13 protein-coding genes and 5 tRNA genes are annotated in these 13,662 nt (G+C 34.2%); all 18 read right to left on the bottom strand.

Annotated features, from left to right (window positions below; translation table 11 throughout):
* Positions 1 to 11 precede the first annotated feature (11 nt).
* Positions 12 to 3,821, bottom strand: a complete 3,810-nt coding sequence (gene rpoB / locus ACYEKI_RS07515) for a DNA-directed RNA polymerase subunit beta (protein WP_459210565.1) — start codon at positions 3,819 to 3,821, stop codon at positions 12 to 14.
* Positions 3,822 to 3,955: 134 nt separating this feature from the next.
* Positions 3,956 to 4,330, bottom strand: coding sequence for a 50S ribosomal protein L7/L12 (rplL, locus tag ACYEKI_RS07520; RefSeq protein ID WP_459210566.1), 375 nt, complete (start codon positions 4,328 to 4,330; stop codon positions 3,956 to 3,958).
* Positions 4,331 to 4,393: 63 nt separating this feature from the next.
* Entirely contained in the window at positions 4,394 to 4,915 is a 522-nt protein-coding gene (gene rplJ / locus ACYEKI_RS07525; RefSeq protein WP_459210567.1) for a 50S ribosomal protein L10, read from the bottom strand.
* Positions 4,916 to 4,930: 15 nt separating this feature from the next.
* On the bottom strand, positions 4,931 to 5,626 hold the full coding sequence (gene rplA, locus ACYEKI_RS07530) for a 50S ribosomal protein L1 (RefSeq protein WP_459210568.1): 696 nt from the start codon (positions 5,624 to 5,626) through the stop codon (positions 4,931 to 4,933).
* Positions 5,627 to 5,644: 18 nt separating this feature from the next.
* Positions 5,645 to 6,082 carry a 50S ribosomal protein L11 gene (gene rplK / locus ACYEKI_RS07535; RefSeq protein ID WP_459210569.1) on the bottom strand — a complete coding sequence of 146 codons (438 nt, stop codon included), beginning with the start codon at positions 6,080 to 6,082 and terminating at the stop codon, positions 5,645 to 5,647.
* Between the two features lie 80 nt (positions 6,083 to 6,162).
* Positions 6,163 to 6,717 (bottom strand): transcription termination/antitermination protein NusG, encoded by a 555-nt coding sequence (gene nusG / locus ACYEKI_RS07540; protein ID WP_459210570.1) that lies wholly within the window; start codon positions 6,715 to 6,717, stop codon positions 6,163 to 6,165.
* 6 nt (positions 6,718 to 6,723) lie between these two features.
* A complete protein-coding gene (secE, locus tag ACYEKI_RS07545; RefSeq protein WP_459210571.1) occupies positions 6,724 to 6,921 on the bottom strand; it encodes a preprotein translocase subunit SecE in 198 nt (65 codons plus the stop codon).
* Between the two features lie 15 nt (positions 6,922 to 6,936).
* Positions 6,937 to 7,009, bottom strand: a tRNA-Trp gene (locus ACYEKI_RS07550).
* Positions 7,010 to 7,066: 57 nt separating this feature from the next.
* Complete coding sequence (tuf, locus tag ACYEKI_RS07555; RefSeq protein ID WP_459210572.1) at positions 7,067 to 8,254, bottom strand: elongation factor Tu; 1,188 nt, start codon at positions 8,252 to 8,254, stop codon at positions 7,067 to 7,069.
* A 61-nt stretch (positions 8,255 to 8,315) separates the two neighbouring features.
* Positions 8,316 to 8,387, bottom strand: a tRNA-Thr gene (locus tag ACYEKI_RS07560).
* 106 nt (positions 8,388 to 8,493) lie between these two features.
* Positions 8,494 to 8,566: transfer RNA gene (locus ACYEKI_RS07565), tRNA-Gly, on the bottom strand.
* A gap of 34 nt (positions 8,567 to 8,600) precedes the next feature.
* Positions 8,601 to 8,683: transfer RNA gene (locus tag ACYEKI_RS07570), tRNA-Tyr, on the bottom strand.
* Between the two features lie 227 nt (positions 8,684 to 8,910).
* Positions 8,911 to 8,984, bottom strand: a tRNA-Thr gene (locus ACYEKI_RS07575).
* A 102-nt stretch (positions 8,985 to 9,086) separates the two neighbouring features.
* On the bottom strand, positions 9,087 to 9,389 hold the full coding sequence (gene hpf, locus ACYEKI_RS07580) for a ribosome hibernation-promoting factor, HPF/YfiA family (RefSeq protein WP_459210573.1): 303 nt from the start codon (positions 9,387 to 9,389) through the stop codon (positions 9,087 to 9,089).
* 47 nt (positions 9,390 to 9,436) lie between these two features.
* The gene (locus ACYEKI_RS07585; RefSeq protein ID WP_459210574.1) at positions 9,437 to 10,333 is read right to left on the bottom strand and encodes a tyrosine-type recombinase/integrase; all 897 of its coding nucleotides are present in this window, start codon (positions 10,331 to 10,333) and stop codon (positions 9,437 to 9,439) included.
* A gap of 76 nt (positions 10,334 to 10,409) precedes the next feature.
* The gene (gene rpsU, locus ACYEKI_RS07590; RefSeq protein ID WP_459210575.1) at positions 10,410 to 10,604 is read right to left on the bottom strand and encodes a 30S ribosomal protein S21; all 195 of its coding nucleotides are present in this window, start codon (positions 10,602 to 10,604) and stop codon (positions 10,410 to 10,412) included.
* A gap of 98 nt (positions 10,605 to 10,702) precedes the next feature.
* Positions 10,703 to 12,085, bottom strand: a complete 1,383-nt coding sequence (locus ACYEKI_RS07595; RefSeq protein WP_459210576.1) for an alpha-amylase — start codon at positions 12,083 to 12,085, stop codon at positions 10,703 to 10,705.
* Between the two features lie 398 nt (positions 12,086 to 12,483).
* Complete coding sequence (locus tag ACYEKI_RS07600; RefSeq protein ID WP_459210577.1) at positions 12,484 to 13,650, bottom strand: acyl-CoA dehydrogenase family protein; 1,167 nt, start codon at positions 13,648 to 13,650, stop codon at positions 12,484 to 12,486.
* Positions 13,651 to 13,662: the final 12 nt, after the last annotated feature.

Here is a 13,662-nt window from a genome sequence, read left to right on the forward strand (position 1 = left end):
TAAAGGCATTACTATTCTTCTAATCTAATATCTAGACCTAGACCTTTTAATTCGTGCATCAATACGTTGAAAGATTCTGGTAATCCTGGTTCTGGCATAGCTTCACCTTTAACGATACTTTCGTATGTCTTAGCTCTTCCTATAACATCATCAGACTTCACTGTCAATATTTCACGTAATGTACTAGAAGCACCATAAGCCTCTAGCGCCCAAACTTCCATCTCTCCAAAACGCTGACCTCCAAACTGAGCTTTACCTCCTAATGGTTGCTGAGTAATTAAAGAGTATGGTCCTATAGAACGTGCGTGCATCTTATCATCAACCATATGCCCTAATTTAAGCATATAGATAACTCCTACTGTTGCTGGTTGATCAAATCGCTGTCCTGTTCCTCCATCATATAAATATGTATGTCCAAAACGTGGAATCTCTGCTCTATCTGTTATCTCATTGATTTGATCTAATGTAGCTCCATCAAAAATAGGTGTTGCATATTTTTGATCAAGCTTTTGACCTGCCCATCCTAACACCGTCTCATATATCTGTCCGATGTTCATACGCGATGGTACCCCTAGTGGATTCAGTACTATATCTACTGGTGTTCCATCTTCTAAGAAAGGCATGTCTTCTTGACGAACGATACGAGCAACAATACCTTTGTTACCATGTCGTCCTGCCATTTTATCTCCAACTTTCAATTTACGTTTCTTAGCTATATAAACTTTAGCTAATTTAATGATTCCTGATGGTAATTCATCTCCAACAGAAATTGTGAATTTCTCACGACGTAAGTTTCCTTGTAGATCGTTTTCTTTGATTTTATAGTTGTGAATTAAATCATCAACCATACGATTAATAGCATCGTCTGAAGTCCAGTCACCTTTAGTTAAATGTGAATAATCATCAATGTTATTTAATAACTTTTGAGAATATTTCTTCCCTTTAGGGATTACATCTTCTCCAAGGTCATTTTGAACTCCGTTTGAAGTCTTACCACCAATAAGAGCAAATAATTTCTCAATTAATTGAGATTTTAAATACTCAAACTTAGTTTCATAAGAAGTTTCAAGTACAGCTATATCTTCTTTATCTTGAGCTCTCTTACGCTTATCTTTGATAGCTCTAGAGAATAATTTCTTATCAATTACAACTCCATGTAATGATGGAGAAGCTTTTAAAGAAGCATCCTTAACATCACCAGCTTTATCACCAAAGATTGCTCTTAATAATTTTTCTTCTGGTGTAGGATCACTTTCTCCTTTAGGTGTAATCTTACCAATAAGAATATCACCTGGTTTAACTTCTGCCCCAATACGGATCATTCCGTTTTCATCAAGATCTTTTGTTGCATCTTCAGATACATTAGGGATATCATTAGTTAATTCTTCATTACCTAATTTTGTATCTCTTACTTCTAATGAATACTCATCAATATGAATCGAAGTAAAGATATCTTCTCTAACAACTTTTTCTGAAATTACAATCGCATCCTCAAAGTTATAACCTTTCCAAGGCATGAAGGCTACCTTCATGTTTCTTCCTAAAGCAAGTTCTCCTTTTTCAGTTGCGTATCCTTGACATAAAACTTGCCCTTTTGCTACTCTATCTCCAACTTTAACAATAGGCTTAAGGTTGATAGAAGTACCCTGGTTAGTTTTACGGAATTTAATTAATTTATATGTTTTAGAATCTGAATCAAAGCTTACTGATCTTTGCTCATCAGTTCTATCATATTTAATAGTTATTTTTTGAGCATCAACATACTCAACAACTCCTGCTCCTTCTGCATTAATTAATACACGAGAATCTGAAGCTACTTGACGCTCTAACCCAGTACCTACGATAGGTGCATCTACTCTTAATAATGGAACTGCTTGACGCATCATGTTTGATCCCATCAATGCACGGTTCGCATCATCATGTTCTAAGAATGGAATTAAAGAAGCTGAAATAGAAGCAATCTGGTTTGGTGCTACATCGGCATAATTCACATTTTGAGGATCAATCACAGGGAAATCACCTTCCATACGTGCAATTACTTTATCGCTTTCTATAGTACCATCATCTTTTAAAGGAATATTAGCTTGAGCTATTAACTGTCCTTCTTCTTCTTCTGCACTTAAGTATCTAAAGTTATTTACATCAACTTTACCATCTTCTACTTTACGGTAAGGAGTTTCTAAGAATCCCATTGAATTAACCTTTGCAAACACAGATAATGATGAAATTAATCCAATGTTTGGTCCTTCAGGTGTTTCAATCGGACATAAACGACCATAGTGTGTATAGTGAACGTCACGTACCTCAAAACCTGCACGCTCACGTGATAAACCTCCTGGTCCTAATGCTGATAACCTACGTTTATGCGTAATCTCTGCTAATGGATTTGTTTGATCCATAAACTGAGATAACTGGTTTGTACCAAAGAAAGAGTTAATTACAGATGATAATGTTTTAGCATTAATCAAATCAATTGGTGTAAATACTTCGTTATCACGAACGTTCATACGCTCACGAATAGTACGAGCCATACGTGCCAATCCAACTCCAAATTGTTGAGATAATTGCTCTCCTACTGTACGTACACGACGGTTTGATAAGTGATCAATATCATCAATTTCTGCTTTAGAGTTAATTAACTCAATCAAATATTTAATGATCGTAATGATATCTTCTTTAGTAAGCACTTGCTTATCCATATCGATATCAAGACCTAATTTTTTATTCATTCTATAACGACCAACTTCACCTAAGTTATAACGTTGATCAGAGAAGAATAATTTGTCAATAATACCTCTTGCAGTTTCCTCATCAGGCGGTTCTGCATTACGTAATTGACGGTATATATGTTCAACCGCTTCTTTTTCTGAATTGGTTGGATCTTTCTGTAATGTGTTATAGATAATCGCATAGTCTCCTTTTTGACTATCTTCTTTGTGAAGTAAGATTGTTTTAACACCAGAATCGATGATTTCTTCTAAATGACTTTCGTCAAGAATAGTATCACGATCTAATACAATCTCGTTACGCTCAATAGAAACTACTTCACCTGTATCTTCATCTACAAAATCTTCATGCCACGTATTTAATACACGTGCAGCTAATTTACGTCCTAATGTTTTCTTAAGTGTAGTTTTAGCAACTTTAACCTCTTCTGCAAGGTCAAATATTTCTAAAATATCTTTATCTCTTTCGAATCCAATAGCACGGAAAAGTGTGGTTACTGGTAACTTTTTCTTTCTATCGATATAAGCATACATTACACTATTAATATCGGTAGCGAATTCTATCCAAGAACCTTTAAACGGAATTACTCTGGCAGAGTATAATTTTGTTCCATTTGCATGGAACGATTGTCCAAAGAATACACCAGGTGAACGGTGCAACTGAGATACTACTACACGCTCTGCTCCATTAATACAAAAAGTACCACTAGGAGTCATATAAGGGATAGTACCTAAATACACGTCCTGAACGATAGTCTCAAAATCTTCGTGTTCAGGATCTGTACAATATAATTTTAAACGTGCTTTTAACGGCACACTATACGTTAAACCTCTCTCTATACACTCTTGAAGAACATAACGTGGCGGATCAACGAAATAATCTAAAAACTCTAATACGAATTGATTACGGGTATCCGTAATAGGAAAGTTTTCCATGAAGGTATTATATAAACCTTCGTCTCCTCTTTCTTCAGACTTTGTATCTAATTGAAAGAAATCCTGAAAAGATTTGATCTGAATATCTAGAAAATCTGGATATTCTGGTCTTGTCTTTACAGATGAGAAATTCAATCTTTCAGTTTGCGTTGCTAACATCAATGGACGGAATTTAAATTAAAATGATTAAATGGGCGTGTATTATATTCAATTATAGCTTTATATACACAAAAGGGTTTAGACCTTAGAGAGTATTCTCCAGGCCTAAACCTAATAGTTTGTTTATGTAAAGCTTACTTAAGCTCAACTTCAGCTCCAGCCTCTTCTAATTGAGATTTAAGAGCTTCTGCTTCGTCTTTAGAAACACCTTCTTTGATAGTACTTGGTGCATCATCAACTAATCCTTTAGCTTCTTTAAGACCTTGTCCAGTTAATTCTTTAACTAATTTTACAACAGCTAATTTAGAACCTCCTGCAGCCTTAAGGATAACATCAAATTCAGTTTTCTCTTCAGCAGCTTCACCAGCAGCACCTCCACCAGCAGCAACAGCTACAGCTGCAGCAGCAGGCTCAATACCGTACTCTTCTTTTAATATATCTGCTAATTCATTAACTTCTTTTACAGTTAAGTTAACTAATTGTTCTGCGAAATCTTTTAAATCTGCCATTTTCTATCGTTTTAAATAATTTTTAATTCTATATAATTGTTAAAAAGTGCGTACTTTTTTGGATTATCCTTCTTTTTCGGATAATGTTTTAAGGATACCTGCAAGTTTTCCTCCACTTGACTTAAGTGCAGAAACAACGTTCTTAGCAGGCGATTGAAGTAATCCAATGATGTCTCCGATAACTTCTTCTTTAGACTTGATGTTAACAAGTGTTTCTAAGTTCTCGTCTCCTACAAAGATTGCTTCTTCTACGAAAGCTCCTTTTAAGATTGGTTTTTCTTGCTTCTTACGGAATTCTTTGATCACTTTAGCTGGAGCGTTTCCAGTTTCAGAGAACATAATAGAAGTATTACCTTTTAATACAGTTGGTAATTCTCCAAATTCCTTATCAGACTTTTCCATAGCTTTTGCTAGGAAAGTGTTTTTAACTACTGTTAAAGATACATCTGCTTTAAAACAAGCTCTACGTAAGTTTGAAGTAGCTACAGCATCAAGACCTGAAATATCAGCTAAATAGATATTTGAATTTTCAGCCAACTGAGCAGTCAAGTCTTCAATTATTTGTGATTTTTCTTCTCTTGTCATAATTGTTTATCTTAATTACCCAGCAAAGTTTTTAGAATCTACTTGCACTCCAGGACTCATTGTGCTAGACATGTATATTGACTTAATATATACACCTTTCGCAGCCTGTGGCTTTAACTTCACTAATGTTGTTATTAATTCTTTTGCATTTCCAGCAATCTTATCTGCATCGAATGATGATTTTCCAATTGCTGCATGAATAATACCAGTTTTATCAACTTTAAAGTCAATTTTACCAGCTTTCACATCAGAAACTGCTTTTGCTACATCCATAGTAACAGTTCCTGTTTTAGGGTTAGGCATTAATCCACGAGGTCCTAAAATACGTCCTAATGGTCCTAATTTACCCATAACGCTAGGCATAGTGATGATTACATCAACATCTGTCCAACCACCTTTGATTTTATCAAGGTACTCATCTAATCCAACATAATCAGCACCAGCAGCTTTTGCTTCTGCTTCTTTATCTGGAGTTACTAATGCTAGTACTTTTACATCTTTACCTGTACCATGTGGTAAAGTTACTACACCACGTACCATTTGATTTGCCTTACGAGGATCTACGTTCAAACGAACAGCGATATCAACAGACGCATCAAAATTTGTGCTTGTTATTTCTTTGATTAAAGCAGAAGCTTCTGATAAAGAATAAGCTTTATTGCTATCAACTTTAGCTCTTGCTTCTTTTTGCTTTTTTGTTACTCTTGCCATTTTGTAAATCTTTTAAGATTAAAAAGGAGCATCTCCTTTAACAGTTAATCCCATTGAGCGAGCTGTTCCTGCAATCATTTTCATAGCTGACTCGATAGTAAATGCATTCAAATCTGGCATTTTATCTTCAGCAATTGCACGTACTTGATCCCAAGTAACGCTTGCTACTTTTTTACGGTTAGGCTCTCCAGAACCTTTTTTTGTCTTAGCTGCTTCCAGTAATTGTACTGCTGCTGGTGGAGTCTTAATTACAAAGTCAAAAGATTTGTCTTTGTATACATTAATAACTACAGGTAATACCTTACCAGCTTTATCTTGAGTTCTACCATTGAATTGCTTACAGAATTCCATGATGTTCACTCCGGCAGCACCTAAAGCAGGTCCAACTGGTGGTGACGGGTTAGCCGCTCCACCTTTCACTTGAAGTTTTACAACCTTACTTAACTCTTTAGCCATTTTTCTAAATTTAATTTTAGAACTATTCTATAGAAGTGGAAGCAACAAGAATAATTCTACGATATATAATGTAACAATTATTATAATTTCTCTACTTGCATATAGCTCAATTCTAATGGTGTTTTTCTTCCAAATATCTTCACCATTACTTCAAGCTTGCGTTTTTCTTCATATACCTTTTCTACAGATCCATTAAATCCATTAAAAGGTCCATCTATAACTTTCACAGTTTCTCCAACAGAATATGGTATAGATACATTATCAGTTTTAACTGCTAATTCATCTACTTTACCTAACATTCTATTAATCTCAGATTTTCTTAAAGGTACAGGATCTCCTCCTTTAACCTCCCCTAAGAAACCTATAACTCCATTTATAGATTTAATAATATGAGGTATTTCCCCTGATAAGTTTGCTTCTATCATTACATAACCTGGAAAATAAACTCTTTCTTTGTTTATTTTCTTTCCGTTACGTATTTGTACAACCTTTTCAGTAGGAACTAATATTTGAGATACGTAATCTTCCATTCCATATTGAGCGATTTCTCTCTCAATATAGTCTTTCACTTTATTCTCTTGCCCACTTACGGCTCTTATTACGTACCACTTTTTGGTATTATTAGCTTCTGCCATGCGAACTTAACCTTTAAGCCAGTTAAAATATTGTTCAATAACGTTACTAAAAACGGTATCTACTCCCCATATAGCTAAAGAAAAAATCACTGTAAACACAACAACGACTATAGTTAGTCGTTGAGCTTCTGCCCATGGTGTCCATGTAACATGATTTTTTAATTCGTTATATGCTTCTGAGATATAATTTATAAATCCAGCCATTCTATTTTGTGTTTGCACGGGTTGCGAGACTCGAACTCACGACACCTGGTTTTGGAGACCAGTGCTCTACCAACTGAGCTAAACCCGTAGTTTAAAAGCAAGGTGCCTTGAAGACACCTTAGCTTATATTATTGAAGACTATTAATTAGTCTAAGATTTCAGTTACCTGACCAGCTCCAACTGTTCTACCACCTTCACGGATAGCGAAACGTAAACCTACGTTCATTGCGATTGGTTGGATTAACTCAACAGTAATAGTTAAGTTATCTCCTGGCATTACCATCTCTACTCCATCAGGAAGAGAAATGTTTCCAGTTACGTCAGTTGTACGTACGTAGAACTGTGGACGGTAGTTATTGTGGAATGGAGTGTGACGTCCACCTTCTTCTTTCTTAAGAACGTATACCTCTGCTTTGAATTTAGCGTGAGGAGTAACTGATCCAGGCTTAGTAATTACCATACCTCTTTTGATATCAGTCTTGTCAATACCTCTTAATAAGATACCTACGTTATCTCCAGCTTCACCTCTATCTAAGATTTTACGGAACATTTCAACTCCAGTAATAGTAGAAGTTAATTTCTCAGCTCCCATACCGATGATATCAACAGCATCTCCAGTCAAAGCTACACCAGTTTCGATACGTCCAGTTGCAACAGTACCACGACCAGTAATAGAGAATACATCTTCGATTGGCATTAAGAAATCTTTATCAACATCACGTTGTGGTAATTCGATCCAGTTATCAACAGCTTCCATTAATTCTAATACTGTATCAACCCATTGCTTCTCACCGTTAAGAGCTCCTAAAGCAGATCCTTGGATAACTGGTCCGTTATCTCCATCATACTCATAGAAAGATAATAAATCTCTTACCTCCATGTCAACAAGCTCTAATAACTCCTCATCATCAACCATATCACACTTGTTTAAGAAAACAACGATACGTGGAATACCTACCTGACGTCCTAAAAGGATGTGCTCACGAGTTTGTGGCATTGGTCCATCAGTAGCAGCTACAACTAAGATAGCTCCATCCATTTGAGCAGCTCCAGTTACCATGTTCTTTACGTAATCGGCGTGACCTGGACAGTCAACGTGAGCATAGTGACGGTTAGCCGTTTGATACTCTACGTGAGATGTATTAATAGTAATACCTCTTTCTTTTTCTTCTGGTGCGTTATCAATAGTATCGAAATCTCTTGCTTCAGAAAGACCAGCCTCAGCTAAAACTTTAGTAATAGCAGCAGTCAAAGTAGTTTTACCGTGATCAACGTGTCCAATAGTACCAATATTTAAGTGTGGTTTGGAACGATCAAAAGTTTCCTTTGCCATAATTATTTTATTTAATCTTAGTTATATATTAGTGTTTAATTTATGCCGTTACAACTATCAGAGCCAATGACGAGAGTTGAACTCGTGACCTTTTCCTTACCAAGGAAACGCTCTACCCCTGAGCTACACCGGCTTATATAAAACATAAAAATAAATCTCAATTTTTATTATTTAAAAATAAAAAAAGAAATTTATCATTATTTGGTGTTTTAAACTCAAAAGTTAACCTTTTAAACTTGAGCGGGAGACCGGGTTCGAACCGGCGACATTCAGCTTGGAAGGCTGACGCTCTACCAACTGAGCTACTCCCGCTTTTAATCAGATAACTGATTTATATTTTATTTTGTGGGGAGAGCAGGATTCGAACCTGCGAAGGTAAAAACCAACAGATTTACAGTCTGTCCTCGTTGGCCGCTTGAGTATCTCCCCAATTACATTTTTCAACTCTTATTTTGAACTTGTAATTTTGAGTGCGCAAAACTAAAACTTATTTTTTAAACAACCAAACTTTTTTTTATTTTTTTTTCAAATCAAAATCGCTTGATTTAAGTTGTAATTTTGAGTGCGCAAAACTAAAAAACATTTTTAATATTTCAAAATTTATTTTTGAGTTTTTTTTCTCTTTGTTCAAAATGTCAAAAAACTTATTTTTTTTGAGCCGATAGAGGGACTCGAACCCACGACCTGCTGATTACAAATCAGCTGCTCTAGCCAGCTGAGCTATATCGGCTTTTGAAACACTTTTTATCGTGTTTCCCGTAGCGTTGTTGCTAACGGTGTGCAAATGTAAACGATTTTATCATTCCCACAAACTTTTTTGAAAAAAAAATCACTAAAAATGTGCATTTAATTTTTCCTTTCTTTTCTTCAATTGTCTACTCAAAGCGCTAACACATTCATCTACACCTTCTTCAAATGTTTTATGTGTTTTTTTGATTATGAATTCATCACCTGGAACGCTTAATAAAATTTCTGTTGTTTTATTTTCTTTATCGCTAGTATTAACAACTTTTAAAAAAACATCTGCGTGTATGATCCTACTAAAATGGTTCTCTAGTTTATCCAATTTCTCTTGAATAAAATTCACTAACTTCTGGTCTACATTAAAATTAACTGATTGCAAATTTACTTTCATAGTAGGTAATTTTTAAATTATACTTTCTTTGTGCTATAAATAAGTAATTACTTTTTATTATTTCTCGGGTGAGCTTCTTTATGAATTGAATTTAATTTAGCTATATCTTGAAAAGTATATACTTCGGTTGCAGCTAAACTAGAATGTCCAAGCAATTCCTTTACAGCATTTAAATTTGCACCTTGATTAAGTAAGTGCGTTGCGAATGAATGTCGCAATATATGAGGACTCCTCTTTACTTTTATTGATGCCCTACTAAAATAACCATTTATCACTCGATAAACAAGCGTTTCATAGATTTTAATTCCTTTTTCTGTAATAAATAAAAACGGTTTTGCCTCTTCATTTTCTACTATATTCTTTCTCAGAACCATATACCTATTGAGTGTATCAAGTACTGTTTCTATAAGTGGTATAATTCGCTGTTTATTACGTTTACCTGTAACCTTAATTTGTTTTTGAATTGTATCTATATCTTCTATCTTAAGATTAACTAATTCTCCTCTACGCATTCCTGTAGCGTAAAATAGCTCTACTATGAGTAAGTTTCTAACTCCTTTAAAATCATTTTTTGCTTTTAGTTCGTCTAAAACAGCTTCAATTTCTATTTCTGAAAAAGGAATTTGTATGCGTTTTGAAGTTTTTAGTGCTTTATGTGTAGCTAAAGGTGATTTTTTAATCTCTCCTATTTTTAATAAAAATTTATAATAGGATTTTAATGAAGAGATTTTCCTATTAATACTTCGATTAGATTGTTTTTCTTCTACCAAAGTTATTATCCATGATCTAACATGATTATATACTACATTATCAACATCATTTATTTCTAGTTTTTCATTACAAAATTCAAAAAATTGCAACAAATCTGTTTTATATGCGATAAGAGTATAATCTGAATATTTTTTTTCTACAGATAAGTGTTCTATAAATTGTGGTAAGTGCATAAAAAAAACCGTTAGTAAACAAAAGTAAAAAACTTTATGTCGCTAACGGTTTTTGTTCTATAAAATGTGGAGTATATTAAATATTCTCCTGATCTCTCAATTTCTGAATATATTGAGCTTTTTGTACTTGAGCTCTTCTAGCCACTGAAGGCTTTGTGAATTGCTGACGTTTACGTAGCTGACGCATCGTACCCGTACGGTCAAATTTACGTTTGAAGCGTTTTAACGCTCTATCAATGTTTTCTCCGTCTTTTACTGGTATTATTAACATATGTGCACCTCCTTTCTTTGTGGAATATCTTTTTGAGGCTGCAAATATACGACAATCTAGAAACTCTCAAAGTTTTATTAAAAATATTTTAAAACTTTTTATTTCACAGACCATACTGAGTAACTTCTTGGCGGTACTTGTATTTTTACCCATCCGTTACCTTGTGTTACAGGTTCCCATCCTGAATGTCCTGTATAATCCTTAATTCTAGTGTTATTCCAGTTTGTTTGGATCCATCTTTCTTGCCAGTGATCAGCATTGTTGATATATACTACTAACCCTGCATTATTGTGTCCATTTCTTTTTGCAATATATTCATCTTGATCTGTAAATAATACATTAGTAGATCCTCCTGCTAAATTATTATGTATCCAAATCAAATTGTTTAAACGCTCTTTATCTAACCACTCTTCATAATCTCTATAAAAAATTGTAGGATATCCTTCGTGTGTTAAGATATAAGCATAAGCTCTCATCTTTCCGTGATAAATCTCGTTTGTGTCATGATTTGTTACAAAAGTAACTGCTTTTTGTGGGTTACGCTTTAATAACATATCTTCATTAAGCTTATGCATATTATTACCATCAAAAGCATCTCTCATTTTATAATAAGCTGCAAAATCAAAAGCTGATCCATTAGCTTCATTAGCCCACCAGTTAAGGTAATCAACACTTCCATCCCATAGTTCTCCTACAGAGAATCCTCCTACAGCATTTTTCCATTCTCTAGCTACCCATGGCTCAAATCCTTTAACAAAATCAAAACGCCATCCATCAAATCCCATTACATTTTTGTAATACTTAGCTACAGATTCTGGTTTTTTCCATAGCCAATCTTGTACATTAGGTTGGTGGTGACATAAATCAGGGAATCCTCCAAATACTGCTGGATCACTCTGATGATTGCTATTTGCATGGAAATCATCAAATGTTCTTGGGAACTTTCCTGAAAGTGGGTCAAATTTTGTGTAATATTCTACTCCTGTAAATGTATTTAGTTCTTTATCCCCTCCACTATTATGGTTGATAACAATATCTGCTATAACGCTTAATCTATTATTATGTGCTTCGTCTATTAAAGCTTTCAATTCTTGTCTTGATCCAAAACGTGTTTCTACACTTCCCATTTGATCATACTCTCCAAAATCATAATAATCAAAAGGATCATATCCCATAGATAATGCTCCATTTTGAGCCTTGGTTGCTGGTGGTAACCAGATTGCATCGATACCTGCATTACTCCAGTCATCTACTTTATCTTTTACCGTATTCCACCAAGTTCCTCCTGCTGGTACATCCCAATAAAAGGCTTGCATCATTACACCAGAACCGATTGGTTTTAGGTTTGCTCTATTTACTGCATTTTTATCTACTGTAACTTCATCTTGAATGGCTTGCTCTACAACAGACTCTTCATTTGTACAGCTTGCTAAAGTTAAAGCTGCCCCAAATAAAAGATATCCAAATTTTGTTCTTTTCATAAGTATACGTTTGTGTTTTACTTTATGAACTAAAAGTAATTCATTTAATACTAACGAAAACGTTTGATTGTAAACGCAAACGTTTTCGTGTTAATAAAAAGTTACGTTTTTCATAACATATCACACACCCAACTAACAAATACTTAAAAAAGACTCGTAATTATTACTATTTTGATATTTATCATTTCTTAACTCAACTAAAAACTATAATAACTATCAAAAAAAACATATAGCTAACATCTTATTTTACGCACAATTAACTCTACATGCCTACGGTTTTTCCTTACTAAAATTTCTAATCTTGTTTCGTTATATATAATTGCTTTTATTTATCCGTATATATAAAAAGGGATGACATCATTGATATCATCCCTTTTATAGACTTTTTTGCTACTTTATTATGTAGCCGGTTTATATTCTTTTTTATCGATAACCATTTTAGAAATTATCTCTCTAAGTATTTCTGAAGTTCCACCACCTATTGGTCCTAATCTACTATCCCTAAACATACGTGCCAAAGGATATTCTTCTGTATAACCATATCCTCCTAATAATTGCAAGCAATGATAAATTACATCATCTGCAATTTTTGTAGACATCAATTTAGACATACTAGCTTCTTTAACTACATAATCTCCTTGATCTAATCTCTTTGCTATAGAATAATTAAATTCTTTACACATTTCCACCTCACTAGCCATTTCTGCTACTTTGTGTCTTAATGCTTGAAATTTATCAATTGTTCTCCCGAATGCTTGACGTTCTCCCATATATCCTATAGCATATTCTAATGCATAAGCTGCTCTAGCATGAGCATTAACTCCCATTACTAGTCTTTCTAATGCAAAATGCTGCATAATATAAGGGAAACCTTTTCCTTCTTCACCCATTAAGTTTTCTGCAGGGATAACTACATTATCAAAAGCAATTTCTGCTGTATCTGAAGCTCTCCATCCTAATTTATCCAATTTTGTTGAAGAAATTCCTGTTGTTTCTCTATCAACTACAAAAATACTTATTCCTTTATTTCCTAATTCTGGATTAGTTTTGGCTGCTACAACTAAATAATCACTATAAACTCCATTTGTTATAAAAGTTTTGGACCCGTTAAGTACATATGTATCTCCATCTTTTACAGCTGTAGTTCTCATTCCAGCCACATCTGATCCTCCAAATGGTTCTGTAATACACAAGCAACCTATTTTTTCTCCAGCAATACTTGGTGCTAAATATTCTTGCTTTATTCTTTCATCACCTTCTTTATTAAGGTGTGTCATTGCTAAATATGCATGTGCCCACATTGCTGCAGCAAATCCTCCAGAATTTATCTTTTGTAATTCTTCTAAAAAGATTACGGTATAAAATAAGTCTAATCCTAATCCTCCATATTGTTCGGGATATGCTATTCCAAAATATCCCATTTCACCAAACTTTTTCCAGATAAATCTTTCTATAGTTCCTTCTTTCTCCCACTTGTCTACATGTGGTACAACTTCTTTTTTCAAGAATTCCTGAAGACTTTCCCTAAAAAGCTCATGTTCTTCAGTAAAGTACATACTATTCATAAATTAATTTCT

The sequence above is a fragment of the Aquimarina rhabdastrellae genome (genome assembly GCA_947387485.1).
Taxonomy (GTDB): Bacteria; Bacteroidota; Bacteroidia; order Flavobacteriales; family Flavobacteriaceae; genus Aquimarina.